The sequence below is a fragment of the Tamlana sp. I1 genome (assembly GCF_015355625.1).
GTDB lineage: Bacteria > Bacteroidota > Bacteroidia > Flavobacteriales > Flavobacteriaceae > Pseudotamlana.
Genome location: NZ_JACLAF010000005.1, coordinates 193,980 through 212,386, shown reverse-complemented (window position 1 = coordinate 212,386; position 18,407 = coordinate 193,980). Strand labels below are relative to the sequence as shown.

Here is an 18,407-nt window from a genome sequence, read left to right as displayed (position 1 = left end):
GAAGTGGCAAATTTACTTTAATTTTTCGTTATTATGATGCCTATCGTGATCTCGTTTTCCTTTCTTGTACATTCTGGTATCGAATGCTTTTTGTAAATCGACTCCCGTTTGATTAGCCAAACATAAAACAACAAATAAGACATCGGCTAATTCTTCACCTAAATCTTTATCCTTATCACTTTCTTTTTCACTTTGCTCACCGTAGCGTCTGGCAATAATTCTGGCTACCTCCCCTACCTCTTCGGTAAGCTGAGCCATATTGGTTAACTCATTAAAATAACGAACACCGTGTTCGTTTATCCATTCGTCTACTGCTAGTTGTGCGTTTTTTATATCCATTAAATTCTACTTAAAACGATTTGTTCTCCTTGTTTTTCTACGAGTTGGCTAAAATACGCTTTTAACGCGGCATAATAAGCAGGCGTTATAATAGATTCGTTTATATCTGAATTTACCATGAGCTGCACTTTATTATCCTGAACTGATAAATTATACTTAAAAACCCCTAAATTATCAGGCATTTTAAACGCCCCTGACTCAGGAATACTTTCAACTTTATAACCTTCTGGCAAATCGATTTGAATGCGGAATTTAGTAACTTGTGGATAGCTAAAATCGACTGGGTAGGCTCGCTCTTCTAATTTAAATGGATTTTCGCTGGCTCTTAAGAAGAATAGCGGCGAAAAATACATTTTGTCTCCGATGATGTCGGCTTGACTTTCTTTTACAAATTTATAAGACTCGGTGATGGGTTTTGATAAATCTAATGGATCTTTAACTTCATACTCTGAAACCTCCATGCCATCATATTTATTTTCTAACTTTTCTAAATATTCTTCCTTATTATAATCAATATACTTATCTCTAAACGCTAACGCATTATGGTTGGTTTTTATACTTCTGTATGCGCCTTCAAGATTTCCGTCTTCATGTAAATTAACCATCATAAAAACACTGTTCAACGATTTCTTTTTAGGGTATAAATCTATCAACTCCGAGCCGCCATGCTCTGAAATAATTCGCCCTTGCCAATTTAATGCTTTCTCTGGCAAGACATTAGGCATTGCATATTTATTTGTAGCATCTAACAACATATCGCCCTCTGGAAAACGCACACAACTTACCACGTAATTATAACCTTCTCGGGTTGGAAATAAAGGCACACCATTATTTCTAGTACTCACCAATACAGGATAGGCTCTTAATCCTGCATGACGCAGCATAGAGGTTAGCATTAAATTAATTTCGGCAACGTTACCTACCTGATCTTTATAGGCTCTTTTTACTCCTTCGTTGGTGTAATAACTGTGGTAACTATTCCATTTCATCCTAGTTTTTACAAAATTAAAAATCAAGTAAGCACGTTGTACAGGATCTGAAATAGAACCAATTAAAGCATCAATATCGTCTTCATAATAGCCTTTTTTATCCAATTCACTTCCAAAACTTGGGTTTTCATAAATATTTTTAACCACAGCCTCCCAAGTTGTCGAATAATAATCCATAGGGGAATCTGGATACTTCGTATAAGAAAGCTCATATTTTACTGAAGAACGGTAATTATTAATATTATTCACATAAGCCTCCTCTTTTAATGCTGGAATATTAGAAAGATTATATGACGACCTATTTTTTACAAAATTAACATCTTGAGATTGAAATGAGCTTGTAGTTGCCGACATACCTCCTGAACTTCTAACCATATTGGTAAAAGTAATTTTATCATTTCTAGTTTCTTTTATAGGTGTTATAGGCAAGTAACCTCTAACATTTTGCTTGTATACAAAATATTCTGGAGCTTCAAATTCGGCTTCCAGCTTTTTAATTGGTATTTCTTCTTGAAAGATATAATCGTCTATATTCGAAATATAAGGAGAATCAACTCTATATTTATATTCTACAATACAGCCATTTTTAATATTAGGTAGAGTGAATTTTTCTTGATCTCTGTATTTTGATTGTTCGAGTTTAAAAATAGCTTTTTTATCAAGTTTTTCCTTTTCTACTTCACCATCAACCAAATTGTAAGTATAGGCTTTAATATTTTTTAAATCTTCTTTATCGTTTCCATTTTTATATAGATTAACTGTTTTTGTAGCATACTCAAAGCCTTCTTGGTTGTAAATTTTAATACGCTCGTGAACTTCGGTAACAACTTGGAAACCTTTTTCTTTTACATACTGAAAATACGTTTTTCTAAATTTATACAAATAAGCGGCAGATGCTGAAGAATCTATGGGATTTACCGTTTCTTCTAATTCTTCTTTTGAAACTTTACCAAAATCGTAATCCTGTGCAAAGGTTGTTATTGATACTAATAGGGTTAATAAAATTACTGAAATTCTCATTATAGATTGGTTTTAATTAGTGCTACTTTGGCATTATCTTGTTTTGAAACTTCCTTGTGAAAATTTCTAAATGCATCATAATCTTCCTTTGGAAAGGCGCCATCTTTAATTATAAATTCACGTTTATAAATTAATGTGTTTTCATCTATGGTCTCAATGGCTGTTTTATAACTTCCAAATTTGTTTTCTATGGTTATGGCTTTAGGCATGGCTTCAATTTTATACTCTGCAGGCCATTTTATTTCTATTTCATCTACATCTTTAAAACCTCTTTTTACTTTTAGTGGCCAGATTCGATTTCTGTATCTGTCTGGAATATGCGTATTTCTGTTTACTGTATTTAGAGTTAGTAACATTCTATCGCCTATTTTTTTAGCATAATTTCCTGCCTGAAAATGAATGTTTTCAATAAACTGCACATCGGTTTTATTGTTTTCAATATGCATCTCATCAATTGAAATTCGATTAATATACCCCCAACGTTCTTTATAAGCTTTGTCTAAATCGCGTTCGGTTTCGGTTTCTAACATATATTTATCATCGTATTGAATCCCTTCAGAAACAACATGAATATTTACATCTATAGCACCTTCATTTGAAACCACATAGTTGGCTTTTATGGTTTGTAAATTGTCTTCAACCGTATATTTCTTGGTGTGTTTTATTTCGGCACCTTCGGGGGAAATGACCAACACATCTCTATCGTCTGTAAAATCGCCAATAAATCCGAAGGGAAGTTTTTGACTGGTACATTCTAACCAAACATCTTCATTTTCCATAGGAATATTAAGTATAACATGGTTGCCCTGCATGGAAACAAAATCGTTTTCAAAACTACGTTGCGAAGCTTTTGCATAAACCACTGTATAATTAGATTTAATTCCCGCAGCTTGTAACAGCGCCAAAGTATAATTGGTTAAACCTTTACAATCGCCATAGCCCAAAGCATCAACTTCTGAGGCATTAAAAGGTTTCCAGCCACCAATACCAACTTGCACCCCTATGTAACGGGTTTTATTTTGAACGTATTCGTATATTTTTTTTGCTTTCGAGTAATCGTTAGGCTCATCTTTTACCAAAGCCTTAATTTTAGCTTTTGTAGCTTCAGACAAATCGTGTGTGTCTTTAATTAAATCGTGGTACATCCAGTTCCCAAAGTCGTTCCAAGTTTCAACTTTTGTTTGTACGCCTTCCAATTGAAATTCGGTTGAAGTAACTAAAACCATTGGAGCCATATCGAAAAATTCAGGACTGTAAGCTTCATCTTTAAAAGCCTTAATATTTTTAACTTCAAAATGAATTATCCCTTCGACTTCCTCCTTTTCTAAATTAAAATCATCAAAATTCTTCTCTTTAGTTTTAATGGTTATATCGCGAGGATAATTTACCGTATAACTGCTTTTTTCAACACTTACTAAAAAATCGTTTACAGGAACAAACGACCTAATAAATGCGGTATTTTCATCGGTAAAATCATAAATAAACTCAATAGTGTACGGGTAATTAATAGCAGTATGCGACAAATATTTAACCCGAGAATCGGAATACAAAGTACCTCCACTTACAGCGCTCACATCCTTAAAATCGCTTTCTTTTATTTTGTCGATTAGGTTGCCATGAGCATCGTATACCAAAACTTTTAAATCCTTGATTTTGATGTTGCCATCATAATGCATAAACGCATCAATATGCTTGTCGCCATGTGCATTTAAAATGGTTATGATACGCTTGCCTTGAACGTGCATTTTTTGAACCGACTCCATATTGTAAGTCACCTCGTTTAAACGAATTACAGCATTAGACTTTTCGAGAAGCTCAGGTGGAATTGTATTAACTTGATGCAAGTTTTCTTGTCCAAAAACTAACATTGTTGTGAATAGAACATAAATATTCACACAAAATTTAAAGTTCATATTTGGGTGTTAGTGTGTTAGCTTAAGTAATAAATGGTTAGTTTATTACAGCTTATTATTGAAAAAAATTAATGCTACTTTTTTGAGAGATGGTTTCTTAATAATTTTCGTGCTGCCAATATAAGAAAAACAGGAACAACTATGTACTTAAATTCGCTGAAAAGCACTTTTAAACCCCATTCTGAGAAAAAACGCTCTACACCAATAGGGGAAACTTTAATAGGACGACAAGGGAAGAAATAACGACTATTATCAAAAGGAATAAAGAAACCAACGCCTTTACCACCTGTGGTCATCGCATCTAAAAGGCCGTGAGATAGTGTGGATAAAAAAATAACAAAAATCCAAATGGTTTTATTTTTCCGCCCTAAAGTCAACATTAAAAAAAGTGACCAAATAAATGCAAATAGTATGGAATGTGTAAAGCCACGATGCCCTAAAGCATGCTCGTAAGGAATACCAAAATGAAAAGCCAGCACATCTAAATCGGGAAGTATGGTTGAAAAAACAGCAGCCAAAAGCAACCATTTCAAATCGTTGTTGTCTATTAATTTAGTGATGCCATACCCAACAACGCCGTGACCAAAAATAGAAGCCATTATTCTTTGTTTTTAGAATCGATAATTATTGTTACAGGACCATCGTTTATCAATTCAACTTTCATATCGGCACCAAACTGCCCTGTTTGCACGGTTTTGCCTAAATCGATTGTGAGTTGTTTTACAAAAGTTTCATACATAGGAATGGCTATATCTGGTTTTGCAGCTTTAATATAACTCGGGCGGTTTCCTTTTTTGGTTGAAGCGTGTAAAGTAAATTGACTTACCGCAATAACATCGCCATTAGCATCTTTTATAGATGTGTTCATCACGCCGTCATCATCTTCAAAAACACGAAGATTTACAATTTTGTTTGTTAGCCATTTAATGTCATCTAAAGTATCATCGGCAACAATGCCTAATAGAATTAAAAATCCTTGATTGATGTTTGCTACTTTTTCACCTTCAATAGTGACACTGGCTTTTGAAACGCGTTGTATAACAATTTTCATTTTTTAAATTCTTAACGGGAGCTAATTATTTTTTGAAGTTTTTATATTAATTAAACTGAACACTGCAACTTTGAATTGATTGTTGAAAGATTGACTATTGATTATCCCAAATATCGGTTCTGTAATGTTCATCTTCCCCTTCAATAATTTGCAAATAACTGCGGTAACGGGTGTATTCTATCTCTTCATCTTCTAAAGCTTTTTTCACCGCACAATGGGGTTCTTTAACATGAAGACAATTATTAAATTTACAATCTTGTTTTAGTTTGAATATTTCAGGAAAATAGTCGCCAATTTCTTCTTTATCCATATCAACCACGCCAAAACCTTTAATGCCTGGAGTATCTATAATTTTGGCTCCAAAACTTAAATCGAACATTTCTGCAAATGTTGTGGTATGCTGCCCCTGCATGTGTTGGGTAGAAATGGCTTTTGTTTTTATGTTTAATCCAGGCTCGATACTGTTTACAAGCGTTGATTTTCCAACACCAGAATGTCCAGAAAACATACTCACTTTATCCTTCATGAGTGCTTTAACCTTATCAATATTTTTTCCGGTAACCGCGGAAACACCAATGCACTCATACCCTATTTTTCGGTACACATGTGCTAAATAGCGTACTTCATTTAGCGTATCTTCATCGTAAACATCAATTTTATTAAATAATAAAACGGTTTTTACCGAATAGGCTTCGGCAGTTACTAAAAAGCGGTCTATAAAACTGGTTAAAGTTGGCGGGTTATTTATAGTAATCATTAAAAAAACCTGATCCAAATTTGCCGCAATAATATGGGTTTGTTTGGAGAGGTTTACCGATTTTCTAACAATATAATTACGTCGGTCATGGATGTTATAAATAACTCCAGACTCTTGATTATTATCGGTTTCAAGTTCAAAATCTACCAAATCACCAACCGCAATAGGGTTTGTACTTTTTATGCCTTTTAAACGGAATTTACCTTTTATACGACATTCGTAAACATGTCCTAATTCATTTTTTACCGTGTACCAGCTTCCTGTAGATTTATATACTTGTCCTGTCATTAAAAATAATTATTATACAAATTAACAACTTTTCAATTTAAGAAAAATATTATATTCGACTCATAACTTTAAAAATACGATTACAACATGAAAAAATTATTATTTGCGTTAACGATTGCTTTATTCTCTTTTACCGAAACAACCGCGCAAGTAGAGTACAAAGTAGTTACTAGTGTAGAATCTATTGTTCCTAGCGGATTAGGGCGTTCTAGAATAATTAGTGCTAATGAAGACAAGGACTTTAAAGAATATACCAGTACTCAAACTGAAGACAACAACAAGCGTAATAAATCAAATCGTAGCGACATTCGCGTTAAAGATTACGACGAAACAAAACTTTTAAACTTTTATAACATTGCGGGCATTCGTTTTCAAAACATCGCTGCTAATGATGCTGTAATCGCATCTAAAATTAACGACATGGTTGCTGAAGGCTGGGAATTGGCTTTTGTTACAAGCGCTGTTGAAAGTGATTCTGGTAGAGATGACGGACAAGGAATTTTTATAACACGCTACCTTTTTAAGAGGAATAAGTAATTGGTATAGGTAAAACAGAAAGTGTTTGCTACCTTGTAGTTTCAATTGGAAATGTTATAAATATTTATGAAAACCATTTTAAAACTCATTAAAAGCAGCTATAATAAAATTTTACAGAGCATTGCTTTTTATCCTGTTTTAATCAGTTTTCTATTTATTATATTAACCTATGCTTCAATCCGTTTAGAAAATTTAGAGCTTATTAGCTCCCTAAAAAAAAGCATTCCCTTCCTTTTTATTAACGATTATGAAACAGCACGATCTATTTTATCAACCTTAATTGGTGGAATTTTATCGCTTACTGTTTTTAGTTTCACGATGGTCATGGTCGTTTTAAACCAAGCGTCTAGCAATTTTTCGCCAAGACTTTTACCCAGTTTAATTTCTAACAAAAAACACCAAATAATTCTAGGCATTTATATTGGAACCCTGCTTTATTGCATTCTAATTTTAATTGCCTTAGGCGCAAATGGCGTAGACACAAATTCCCTGGGATTATCTGCCATGCTCGCTGCATTATTTGGTGTTTTTTGCACCGCATTGTTTGTTTACTTTATTCACAACATCTCTACAGCGGTTCAAATTCATAATATTATTGATAAAATTCACAAAAAAAGTAACCAATATATCCGCCAGGAATTAGAGCATCAAAAAGAAACTAAAAAACTTATAAAATCTATTAAGCACGAAGATTGGCACACCATTAACAATGAAAAAACAGGCTATTTCAGAGCGTTTGATACAGCTCTATTTGATAACGATGCAGACCAACCCACTTTAGAGATTGCTGTTATTCCCTATATGAATGAACATGTTTGGGAAGGCGACCCCATTATTAAATCTAAAAACAAATTAAGCGACGACACCGTAAAAAACCTCCTCTTTTCATTATATATTTCTACCGACAGACATGAAGGAGAAAAAGGCATTGGCGGTATGATTAAATTAATGGAAATTGCGGTTAAAGCCATGTCGCCAGGAATTAACGATCCTGGAACAGCTATTGATGCTTTAATAAAACTAGGACGACTATTACATACATCCTTAGAATATGCCGATGCCACTTCGGAAGTTATAAAAGACAAAAATTTAACCATCTATAGAAATAATGTATGTGCCGATGAATTGATGCGTTTACTAATTCAGCCCATACGCTATTATTCTAAAAATGATTCTTCTGTAATTTATGAATTAATTCAAGTTTTACAATTTTTAGAAAAAAACCCAAACATATCTCTGGAAAACCGCATGGTTATTCAAAAAGAAATAGAAGCAACACTATCCGATTTTGAAAAAAACTGCTCGAGTTTGTTAGACAAACAGCGTATGCGTTCTATGATTGAAAAACGGAAATAGAACCATTAAAAAAACCTGTAAATTATGCGCTTAACCCATTTAACAAAGGAATAAACTCCTCGGGTTTACTTAAATAATGAACTTGAGCAGATAAAGATTTTAAATTTTCTGGCTTTTCAATATAACCAGAAAGCGCTATGGGTAAATTTACATCTTGAATAAGACTTGCTAACCTGCTTTCAATTGTTTTTGAATCTTGAGTTATAAACATGGTAACCAACAAATCTGGATTTGTAATTTCAGTCACCATTTTAATATTTTCGTTAGGCACATTTTGCCCAAGATAATACACTCGCCAACCTAGTTTTTGTGCAATAAACGACGCTAACAACAAGCCAATTTCATGGTCTTCGTTTTCAGGTAAAAACATTACGGCTTTGGGTGCATTTGGCAATGGTTTAGGCAAAAGCTCTATAGCAGAAAATATTTTTTGTCTAATCAAATTCGAAATAAAATGTTCCTGAGCTGGCATCACTTTATTAACCCCCCAAAGCACACCAACTTGAGCTAAAAAAGGATAAATAAGCCCCGTAATGGTTGAAATTAAGCCTGTTTTTAAAATTTGAGCATTAATTACTTTATCAAATTCATCTTCATTAAGAGAGAGGGTACTTAATATTAAAGCGCTTATTTCATCTTCCGAAGTGCCTTCTAATAAAATCTCAGTTACCTTGACACGAATATCCTCATCAGTTAATTTATTTATCTGAGAAATTCTTATACCGTTGCGTGTAAGAATACAAATGTTCAACAATTTTTTTAGTTGCTCATCGGTATAATAACGAATGTTTGTTTCGGTGCGTTTGGGTTTTAAAAAGTCGTAACGACTCTCCCATTTTCTTAAAGTATGCGATTTTATGCCTGTTAAAGCCACAATGTGAGCCATTGAATAGTTACTCATGTCTAAGTATTTATACAGCAAAGTTAAACAAAAATATCCTTTATTTAAAGAATAAAATTAACAGATTAAAATTATTTTGTCTAATTATATTAAAAATAAGTTGGACAAATAAAATAATATTTATAGTTTTGTATAAGTTTAACAGTAAAAAAATAGACATGAAAACACAAGTAAAATTTTTAGTATCGATATTTAGCATACTTCTTCTCATAGTATCTTGTAGTAATGACGATGATAATTCTACCCCTATTAACCCATTACCAACAAAAAATATCGTTGAAACAGCACAGGGTGCCGATAGCTTAAGCAGTTTAGTTGCTGCTTTAACTGTAGCAGATAAAGAAACAGATAGCGATTTAATAGGCACACTAAGCAGCACAGGACCTTTCACAGTTTTTGCACCTACAAACGATGCTTTTAATAGCCTTTTATCGCAATTAGACGGATATGACAGTTTAGATGATTTCGATACCACTGAAGGCAGAAAAATGTTAGCTATCATATTAAAATATCATGTTGTTTCTGGGGCTGCCGTATTTTCCAATCAGCTTAACGACAACCAAGAAATATCAACCGTTCAAGGCGGAAAGCTAATGGTCGATTTAACACCTAATGGTGTTTACATTGAAGACGCTACAGACGCCTCTGCTATGGTTTCTACAGCAGATATATTAGCTACTAACGGAGTTGTTCATGTGATTAATAAAGTATTACTTCCACAAGAAATTTTAGATATGTTAAATGCTAAAACTCTAGTTGAACTAGTAGTTGAAAACGACAATTTATCAATTCTTGAAGCGGCAGTAATCAAAACAGGTTTAGTTGACACTTTAAATAGCTCAGGGCCTTTCACGGTATTTGCACCTACAAACGATGCTTTCGTTGCTTTACTTGAAGCTTTAGGAAATGAATATAATAGTCTAGATGATTTTGACACAGAAGCAGAAATCGATTTATTAAGAAACATTGTTTTGTATCACGCCATTCCTTCTGCAATATATTCTACTGATTTATCTGAAACCTCGGTAGAAACCGCTTTTACAGGAAATAATATTAAGGTTATTGCTTCTGGAAATACTTATGTTATTGAAGATACCACAGGAGAGCAAGCCAATATCTTAGCGGCCGATGTCATGGCTTCTAATGGTGTAGCGCACGTTATAGACCGTGTACTATTACCAAATTAATAAAAAAAATGTTAGCTTAGTTGGTTAGTAGTGTAGCCGGCAACAAATTGTAAATTAACTTGTTGCCGGTTTATTAAGTCAAGCTCAAAGAAAATTATGCAAAACAAAAAAGTTGTTATTATAGGTTCGGGGTTTTCGTCTTTATCAGCGAGTTGCTATTTAGCTAAAGCCGGTTTTGATGTGACCATTTTAGAAAAAAACGACAGCATTGGTGGGCGAGCCAGACAATTAAAAAAAGATGGTTTTGTTTTCGATATTGGTCCAACATTTTACTGGATGCCCGATGTTTTTGAATCGTTTTTTAATGATTTCAACACAAAAACTTCCGACTTTTATACGTTGGACAAACTAAATCCAGCCTATAAAATATATTTTGACACCAATGAATCGATTAGCATTGAAAATGAATTTGAAAAAATTAAAGCAACTTTTGAAAGCATAGAACCCAATAGTAGCAAAGCATTACAAGGATTTATGGATAATGCCGAATCGCATTACAACATCGCCATTAAAGACTTGGTGTATAACCCAGGGGAAAACCTAATGGAAATTGTGAACTTAAAAACCATTACCAAAATAAATGGCTTTTTAACCACGATTAAAAAACAAGTGGCACGTTATGTTAAAAACAAAAACCTTCAGAAAGTATTAGAATTTCCTGTTTTGTTTTTGGGCGCAAAACCTAGCAACACGCCGTCTTTTTACAATTTTATGAATTATGCTGATTTTAAACTCGGCACTTGGCATCCGCAGGGCGGCATGTATGAAGTGGTTAAAGCAATTGAGGATTTAGCCTTGAGTTTAGGTGTGAAAATTGAAACCAATCGGGCAGTTACCAAAATACATTTAGAAAATAAACAAGTAAAAAAAGTTTCTACTGAAACTAAAGATTTCGATTGTGACATCCTGTTAAGTGGCGCCGATTACCATCATACAGAAACCTTGCTTCCAGAAAGCTTCAGACAATATTCTGACGCCTACTGGAATAAAAAAACATTTGCGCCTTCAGCCTTATTATTCTTTGTTGGCTTCAATAAAAAAATTGAAAAAGTATCGCATCACACCTTGTTTTTCGACACCGATTTTGAAACCCATGCCGAAACCATTTACGACACTAAAACCTGGCCCGAAAAACCTTTGTTTTACGCCAGTTTCCCAAGTAAAACAGATGCTGTTGCAGCACCTGAAGGAAAAGAAGCTGGGATTTTTTTAGTACCCATCGCACCCGATTTAGAAGATACACCAGAAATACGTGAACGGTATTTTGAAAAATTAATTAATCGACTGGAAAAAACAGTGGACGTAAACGTTAAACAACATATTCTATTTAAAGAATCATATTGCGTTAATAATTTTAAAGATGACTATAACTCATATAAAGGTAATGCCTATGGTTTAGCAAACACCTTAACACAAACCCATGTGTTACGACCAAAATTAAAAAGTAAAAAAGTTGATAATTTATATTTCTGCGGACAATTAACCGTGCCAGGTCCAGGCGTGCCACCTTCCTTAATTTCAGGGAAAATTGTAAGCGATTTAATTTTAAAATACGCATAACATGAAAGCATTATTCGACACATCTAGTTTAAAATGTAGCAAAATAGTAACTCAAGAATACAGCACATCGTTTTCCTGGGGCATTAAACTTTTTTCACCTTCTATTCGTCCAGCAATATATGCCATATATGGATTTGTACGCTATGCAGATGAAATTGTCGATTCGTTTGACGCTTATAATCAAGAGGAGTTATTTCATGAATTTGTTGCCGATTATCATAAAGCATTAGAACGAAAAATAAGTTTAAATCCTATTTTGAATGCTTTTCAGGAAGTGGTTTTAAAATATGATTTACAACAATTTGTTGAAGACTTTCTAAAACGCATGGAATACGATTTGAACGTGACCGATTACAACACGGAAGAAGCCTATAAAAACTATATTTATGGGTCTGCCGATGTGGTAGGACTTATGTGTTTACGTGTGTTTGTTAATAATGATGAAGCACAATTTAATCACTTAAAAACGTCTGCACAGTTTTTAGGATCAGCATTTCAAAAAGTAAACTTTTTAAGAGATATTAAAGATGATACCGAAATTTTAGGGCGTTCGTATTTCCCAAATGTAAACACAAACGGAATAAGTAACGTAGCAAAGGAAGATATTATTAAAGACATTCAACAGGATTTTAACGAAGCCTACAAAGGCATTGTACAATTACCAATAGAAAGCCGACTAGGTGTTTATTTGGCTTATAAGTATTATTTAAAATTATTGCATAAATTAGAGCGATTGGATTCTAAGCGTTTATTATATGAGCGCATTCGAATTTCGAATCCTTTAAAACTTGTTATTTTAACCAAAGCCTATATCCGATATAAATTAAATGTTATATAAAATCGTATTAGTTACAATGGTCATATTAGGAAAACCTTTTATTAATTGCGACGGCATGAATGCTATTCGAATGGCTTATCATAATGTAAAAACAGAAGCGCAATTAACCGAACTTTTACATGAAATTGAAATTATAAATTGTATTGAAAAAGAACCTTATTTAGCTTCTACAATCATGAGACAAGCTGAATTTACGAGTTGGCCACATAAAAAATTAAAGTATTTTAAAGAAGGCAAAGCGTTACTTGAAGATTTTATTTTAAAACACCCTAATTCTATTGAAGGGCGCTATATTAGGCTACTAACGCAAACTAATGCGCCAAGTTTTTTAAATTACAATAATGAAATTTTGGAAGATAAGCAGTTTATTGAAGCTCATATTGAAGCCTCAAATCTTCCTGAAGATTATAAAAATAAAATGAAACAAAACATCTATAAACACACCAATAAGTAATGCATATCGTAATTTACATAGCAGTTACCATAGCAACTTTTTTAGTCATGGAAGCCATTACATGGTTAACACATAAATATGTAATGCATGGATTTTTATGGTACTTACACGCCGATCATCACGAGCCTAAATACCCACATGTGTTCGAGAAAAATGATGCGTTTTTTGTTATTTTCGCAATTCCTAGTATAGCCTTATTCTATTTCGGAGTAAACCCAGAACTTAATATTTTATTCTTTATTGGCTTAGGTATTTTGTTTTACGGCATTGCTTACTTTCTCGTTCATGATGTATTAATTCATCAGCGCTTTAAGTGGTTTAAAAATGTAAAAAACAAATATTTAATAGCGTTAAGAAAAGCGCATAAAGTTCACCACAAACATTTAGACAAAGAAGATGGCGAGTGTTTTGGAATGTTGCTTGTCCCAAAAAAATACCACAAACAGTATAAAAAGTAATGAAGCCATACACCTATTTGCTTATCGATTTGGCTTGCATAACTATTCCGTTTTTAGCCAGTTTTTATCCGAAACATGCGTTTTACAAACAATGGAAATCGTTTTTTAAAGCAAATATTATTGTTGCCCTGTTTTTTTTGATTTGGGATTACTTCTTTACCAAAATGGGGGTTTGGGGTTTTAATCCTGATTACCTTTCAGGAATTTATCTTGGAAACTTACCTATTGAAGAAGTATTGTTTTTTATATGCATTCCCTTCGCCTGTGTCTTCACCTTTTTTGCATTAAAATACCTAATTAAAAAATCTTATTTAGAAAAATCACAGCGTTATATAACCCTACTATGTATTCTAACATTTAGCCTACTCGCACTATTTAATTACAACAAATGGTACACGGTTACAGCCTGTGGCTTTACTACTTTCTATTTAATTTATTTGTCATGGAAGCAAATCGATTTAAGTTTTCATTACCTCAGCTATTTTCTAATTTTACCTTTTTTCTTTTTAAGTAATGGCTTACTAACAGGATCTTTTTTAGACGCAGCTATTGTATGGTACAATAATGCAGAAAACTTAAGCATACGCATTTTCACAATCCCGATTGAAGACAGCATTTACGGTCTGCTACTCATCTTTTTAAACATTGAAGGCTTTCAATATTTTCAATCGAAGGTTAATTGATGGTAGTTGGTTATTGGTTATTGGTTATTGGTTATTGGTTATTGGTTATTGGTTATTGGTTATTGGTTATTGGAAAATAAAAATTCTATTTTAGGTTTCAGTATATATTAGGATTCTTTTTAACTTTTTAACTTTTTATTGCACATTGTACATTGTTAATTGTTAATTCAAACTTTTACAACAGGCTGAAAAATTCGTTAATCCAAGAAAGTCATAGCATGAATTTGATAATTTAGTATCTTTGATAAAATGAAAACCGAAATGAATATAGAAGCTCGAAAAATACAATTTGTTCAAGAATTCTTAAAACTTCAAAGCGAGGAAGTAATTTCCAAGCTTGAGAGCATCTTGAAAAAGGAAAAAATCACTTCTGAAGAAAAGGTTTTTAATCCAATGACAATTGAGGAATTAAATAAACGAATTGACCAATCGGAATCGGATTTCAAGAACAATCGGTTTAAAACGAGTTCTGAGCTTTTAGCTAAATATAAATAATGAATTTTAAAATTATTTGGTCTAGCTTTTCTGAAACTCAACTTGACGAAATCTTTGAATATTATGAAAAAAAGGCAAGCTTAAAAGTTGCCACCAAAATTGTTACTGGTATTATTGAAGAATCGGAAAAATTGATTAAAGCATCATTCATTGGGCAGGAGGAGGAATTACTTAAGGAAAGAAAAGTTCATTATCGTTATTTGGTTTTCAAAAATTATAAATTGATTTACTCTGTTGACGAAAAAAAAGGATTTATAAAAATTGCCGATGTTTTTGACACCCGACAAAACCCACCTAAAATGAAACGGACTAAATAAAGCCAGTTCATATTACTTCACAGCCCCCTTCAAAAACAATTTATTACAAAATTACGCACCAAATTCATGCTCTTTTTAACTTTTCATTGCACATTGCACATTGTACATTGTTAATTGTTAATTGTTAATTATCAACTACCAATCCCCTTTTTATAAACCTCCAAAGCCCGTAACCTAGCAGTTTTATGGTCTATCATCGGTTCTGGGTAATCTTTTGTGTCGTAGTCAGGAAGCCATTGTTTTACGTAGTCTAGGTTTTTATCAAATTTCTCAAGCTGTGTAATCGGATTGAATATTCGGAAATAGGGCGCCGCATCGCAACCTGTTCCTGCTGCCCATTGCCAGTTTCCGTTGTTGGATGCCAATTCATAATCTAACAATTTTTCAGCAAAATAAGCTTCACCCCATTGCCAATTTACTAGTAAGTGTTTGCACAAGAAACTCGCGGTAACCATACGCACGCGGTTATGCATATAACCCGTTTCGTTTAATTGCCTCATACCTGCATCAACTAAGGGATACCCTGTTTTACCTTCGCACCACAATTTAAACTCAGTTTCATTATTCCGCCATGCAATACCATCGTACTTACTTCTAAAGTTACGATGTACCACTTTAGGAAAATGATACAAAATCTGCATAAAAAATTCACGCCAAATTAATTCACTTAAAAAAGTAGCATCTCCAGGTTTTAATTCTGAAATAATCTCGCGAATACTAATCGTTCCAAAGCGTAAATGCGGCCCTAAATAGCTGCCCACATCCTGCGACGGATAATCACGAAACTTACTGTAGTTAGCAACCTCTTTCAAACTAAAGGGCTTCACTTGAATTTTAGAGGATTTAAAACCTATACTTTCTAAAGTAGGAAACTCAAATTGATGCTCATGAAAGCTTTCAAAAGACAACTCCGAAGACACTTCATTTCCCGAAAATTGTTCAAGCCATTTGTTTTTATAAGGCGTGTATACTGTGTAAGGCGTACCATCATGTTTTAAAATATCGTTAGCTTCAAAAACTACTTGATCTTTATAGCTATGAAAGGCTATACTTTTGGTTTTCAAAAACGCTTTAATTTCAGCATCGCGTTCTCTGGCATAAGGCTCGTAATCTGTATTTGTATAAACTGCTTCAATAGCATACGTTTCAGTAAGTTGTTTCCAAATATTTAATACATTTCCTTTTAAACAAAGTAAAGACGAATTATGCTTTTTTAATTCAGAATTAATGCTCTTTAAGCGCTCGTAAATAAAGGTAACACGAGCATCGTTTGTAGGTGATTCATTTAAAATAGCTTCATCAAAAATAAAAATAGGCAGCAGCTTTTCTTGATGCTTCAATGCTTCTAATAAACCTATATTATCTGTTAATCGTAAATCACGTCTAAACCAAAAAATGTTATATTTCATATAAATTGAGCCTGAAATTAAGCTGTTAGTTTGTTAAGCATGTTTTTAAAAATAAAACCGTGAAAAGGCAAAACACTATACCAATACAAACGACCAGACAATCCAACAGGCCTAAAGGTTGCTGTTTGCACAAGTTTGTTACCCTCCACTTTAAACTCCAACCACGCATCGCCTGGAAGTTTCATTTCGGCAAATAAAAGCAAGCGTCCTTCGGCTTTATTCGCATACAAAACACGCCAAAAATCTAGAGGATCTCCTGAGTAAAGGGCATCGGTATGGGTGCGTCCACGACGAAGTCCAACCCCTCCATAAAGCTTATCTATAAAACCACGTAGTTTCCATAAATTATCGCCATAATACCAACCTGTTTCACCTCCAATACGCCAAATTCTATTAATGGTAACTTCTCGGTTAGTCATTATTTTTTCACGATGATCTAAAAAACAACCATGCGTAGGGACTTGAATAAAATCGGACACATTAATAGTCATCACCCCACTACTTAAAGCGTCTTTCCAACTGGAAACAATCTCGTTAGATTCTATCTTTTTAAAGGCTTTATTAAGTGCTTGTTTATAAGATATTGGCTGAATATTTAAAATGGAATTAATATTCTGATTTCTACAAATCACTTCCACTTTCATACTATTAACCAAAGCCACAGCAAGGCGGTAAGACGTTGAGGTTACAAAATACAACCAATATGAAGATAATCGAGGCGTCATAACAGGTACAATCCAAATTCGTCTTTTCAAACCACGAATTTCTGCAAATTGTAAGAGCATGTTCTTGTATGATAAAACATCTGGTCCGCCAATATCAAAATTCTTATCGTAGGTTTCAGGCACAGTAAGGGTTTTACTTAAAAACGAAATAACATCGGTAATCCCTATAGGCTGGCATTTGGTATTAAGCCATTTAGGCGTAATCATAACTGGAAGTTTTTCAACTAAATCTCTAATAATTTCAAAGGAAGCACTTCCAGATCCAATAATAATACCTGCGCGAAAAGTAGTTAAATGCCATTTCCCTTTTTGAAGCTCAAATTCTACTGCTTTTCTTGAACTTAAATGTTCTGATAAATCATCATCGTTAATTATACCGCTTAAATAAACAACATGATTTACAGATGTTTTATCTAAGGTTTTTGTGAAGTTTATAGCCGATTCTTTTTCTAAAGCTTCGTAATTTTTAGCTGCCGACATAGAATGCACTAAATAATAAGCCGCATCAATATCTTTTGGAATATTATTTAAGGTTGCTTCCTTTAGAAGATCTAAGGTAATGATGCTTAATTTTAAAGCTAACGATTTTGGAGGATTAAATCTTTTCTTATCCCTAACACAGCAAACAACATGATGTCCCTGAGCAACTAACACAGGAAGCAAGCGTTTGCCAATATATCCTGTTGCGCCTGTTAAAAGAATCTTCATAAAAATGAATCATTATAAAGTTGATAGCATCTCAACTCAAAAAACTACACGTGCTGATCTAATAAAATAGGGTTACCATCGGGATCTATAATAATGATATTTCCAGGGCCTTTAGTGTTTTCATCTACTTCTGTAGATAATTGCACGCCTTGCGCTTTTAATTGTTTTTGAATTGCTCTAATATCATCAAAATTTTCTAGAGTTTCAGCTTCTTGATTCCAACCTGGATTGAAGGTTAAAATATTGGTATCGAACATGCCCTGAAACAACCCAATTAAAGACTGACCGTTTTTCATGATGAGATAATTTTTATCTAAATCGCCTGCAAACACCGAAAAACCTAGGGCTTCGTAAAATTGCTGAGAAACCTTAATGTCTTTTACATTTAAACTGATGGAAAATGCACCTAATGTCATAATGAA

Annotated in this window: 20 protein-coding genes; 10 read left to right on the top strand and 10 right to left on the bottom strand. The window is 33.4% G+C overall.

The genetic code is table 11. From position 1 onward, the window contains the following. Positions 1-12: 12 nt before the first annotated feature. From H6X70_RS06150 to rsgA, 6 genes are all read right to left on the bottom strand, one after another. On the bottom strand, positions 13-339 hold the full coding sequence (locus H6X70_RS06150; RefSeq protein WP_194766793.1) for a nucleotide pyrophosphohydrolase: 327 nt from the start codon (positions 337-339) through the stop codon (positions 13-15). After that, positions 339-2,348, bottom strand: a complete 2,010-nt coding sequence (locus H6X70_RS06145; protein WP_194766792.1) for a DUF3857 domain-containing protein — start codon at positions 2,346-2,348, stop codon at positions 339-341. The genes H6X70_RS06150 and H6X70_RS06145 overlap by 1 nt, the downstream gene beginning before the upstream one ends. Next, positions 2,348-4,261 (bottom strand): DUF3857 domain-containing transglutaminase family protein, encoded by a 1,914-nt coding sequence (locus tag H6X70_RS06140; RefSeq protein WP_194766791.1) that lies wholly within the window; start codon positions 4,259-4,261, stop codon positions 2,348-2,350. Before H6X70_RS06140 ends, H6X70_RS06145 begins: the two co-directional genes overlap by 1 nt. 74 nt (positions 4,262-4,335) lie before the next feature. Next, positions 4,336-4,860 (bottom strand): metal-dependent hydrolase, encoded by a 525-nt coding sequence (locus tag H6X70_RS06135; protein ID WP_194766790.1) that lies wholly within the window; start codon positions 4,858-4,860, stop codon positions 4,336-4,338. After that, entirely contained in the window at positions 4,860-5,312 is a 453-nt protein-coding gene (gene dtd, locus H6X70_RS06130) for a D-aminoacyl-tRNA deacylase (protein ID WP_194766789.1), read from the bottom strand. The genes H6X70_RS06135 and dtd overlap by 1 nt, the downstream gene beginning before the upstream one ends. 94 nt (positions 5,313-5,406) lie before the next feature. Then, positions 5,407-6,357 (bottom strand): ribosome small subunit-dependent GTPase A, encoded by a 951-nt coding sequence (gene rsgA / locus H6X70_RS06125; protein ID WP_194766788.1) that lies wholly within the window; start codon positions 6,355-6,357, stop codon positions 5,407-5,409. Between the two features lie 87 nt (positions 6,358-6,444). On the opposite strand from rsgA, the gene H6X70_RS06120 reads away from it, so the two are divergent. After that, the gene (locus tag H6X70_RS06120; protein ID WP_194766787.1) at positions 6,445-6,894 is read left to right on the top strand and encodes a hypothetical protein; all 450 of its coding nucleotides are present in this window, start codon (positions 6,445-6,447) and stop codon (positions 6,892-6,894) included. Positions 6,895-6,960: 66 nt separating this feature from the next. Beyond that, a complete protein-coding gene (locus H6X70_RS06115) occupies positions 6,961-8,250 on the top strand; it encodes a DUF2254 domain-containing protein (protein ID WP_194766786.1) in 1,290 nt (429 codons plus the stop codon). 22 nt (positions 8,251-8,272) lie between these two features. Here the strand turns inward: H6X70_RS06115 and H6X70_RS06110 are convergent, their stop codons facing one another. Then, positions 8,273-9,151 (bottom strand): MerR family transcriptional regulator, encoded by an 879-nt coding sequence (locus H6X70_RS06110; protein ID WP_194766785.1) that lies wholly within the window; start codon positions 9,149-9,151, stop codon positions 8,273-8,275. A gap of 158 nt (positions 9,152-9,309) precedes the next feature. Here H6X70_RS06110 and H6X70_RS06105 point away from each other — a divergent pair, with 158 nt between their 5' ends. The 8 genes from H6X70_RS06105 to H6X70_RS06070 all read left to right on the top strand — a co-directional run bounded on the left by H6X70_RS06105 (position 9,310) and on the right by H6X70_RS06070 (position 15,143). Beyond that, entirely contained in the window at positions 9,310-10,338 is a 1,029-nt protein-coding gene (locus H6X70_RS06105) for a fasciclin domain-containing protein (protein WP_194766784.1), read from the top strand. Positions 10,339-10,434: 96 nt separating this feature from the next. Then, positions 10,435-11,898, top strand: a complete 1,464-nt coding sequence (locus H6X70_RS06100; RefSeq protein WP_194766783.1) for a phytoene desaturase family protein — start codon at positions 10,435-10,437, stop codon at positions 11,896-11,898. 1 nt (position 11,899) lies between these two features. Further along, positions 11,900-12,736 (top strand): phytoene/squalene synthase family protein, encoded by an 837-nt coding sequence (locus H6X70_RS06095; RefSeq protein ID WP_194766782.1) that lies wholly within the window; start codon positions 11,900-11,902, stop codon positions 12,734-12,736. After that, complete coding sequence (locus H6X70_RS06090; protein WP_194766781.1) at positions 12,726-13,190, top strand: hypothetical protein; 465 nt, start codon at positions 12,726-12,728, stop codon at positions 13,188-13,190. Before H6X70_RS06095 ends, H6X70_RS06090 begins: the two co-directional genes overlap by 11 nt. Further along, positions 13,190-13,648, top strand: coding sequence for a sterol desaturase family protein (locus H6X70_RS06085; RefSeq protein WP_194766780.1), 459 nt, complete (start codon positions 13,190-13,192; stop codon positions 13,646-13,648). Before H6X70_RS06090 ends, H6X70_RS06085 begins: the two co-directional genes overlap by 1 nt. Further along, the gene (locus H6X70_RS06080) at positions 13,648-14,331 is read left to right on the top strand and encodes a lycopene cyclase domain-containing protein (protein WP_194766779.1); all 684 of its coding nucleotides are present in this window, start codon (positions 13,648-13,650) and stop codon (positions 14,329-14,331) included. Before H6X70_RS06085 ends, H6X70_RS06080 begins: the two co-directional genes overlap by 1 nt. Before the next feature lie 261 nt (positions 14,332-14,592). Continuing rightward, positions 14,593-14,826: a hypothetical protein gene (locus H6X70_RS06075; protein ID WP_194766778.1), complete on the top strand. Its 234-nt coding sequence runs from the start codon at positions 14,593-14,595 to the stop codon at positions 14,824-14,826. After that, complete coding sequence (locus H6X70_RS06070; RefSeq protein WP_194766777.1) at positions 14,826-15,143, top strand: type II toxin-antitoxin system RelE/ParE family toxin; 318 nt, start codon at positions 14,826-14,828, stop codon at positions 15,141-15,143. Before H6X70_RS06075 ends, H6X70_RS06070 begins: the two co-directional genes overlap by 1 nt. A gap of 131 nt (positions 15,144-15,274) precedes the next feature. Here H6X70_RS06070 and H6X70_RS06065 read toward each other — a convergent pair whose 3' ends face one another. Genes H6X70_RS06065 through H6X70_RS06055 form a run of 3 tightly spaced genes read right to left on the bottom strand, consistent with a single transcriptional unit; the run spans position 15,275 to position 18,401 of the window. Beyond that, complete coding sequence (locus H6X70_RS06065; RefSeq protein WP_194766776.1) at positions 15,275-16,552, bottom strand: cryptochrome/photolyase family protein; 1,278 nt, start codon at positions 16,550-16,552, stop codon at positions 15,275-15,277. Positions 16,553-16,569: 17 nt separating this feature from the next. After that, positions 16,570-17,985 (bottom strand): SDR family oxidoreductase, encoded by a 1,416-nt coding sequence (locus H6X70_RS06060; protein WP_194766775.1) that lies wholly within the window; start codon positions 17,983-17,985, stop codon positions 16,570-16,572. Between the two features lie 44 nt (positions 17,986-18,029). Then, the gene (locus tag H6X70_RS06055) at positions 18,030-18,401 is read right to left on the bottom strand and encodes a VOC family protein (protein ID WP_194766774.1); all 372 of its coding nucleotides are present in this window, start codon (positions 18,399-18,401) and stop codon (positions 18,030-18,032) included. Positions 18,402-18,407 lie beyond the last annotated feature (6 nt).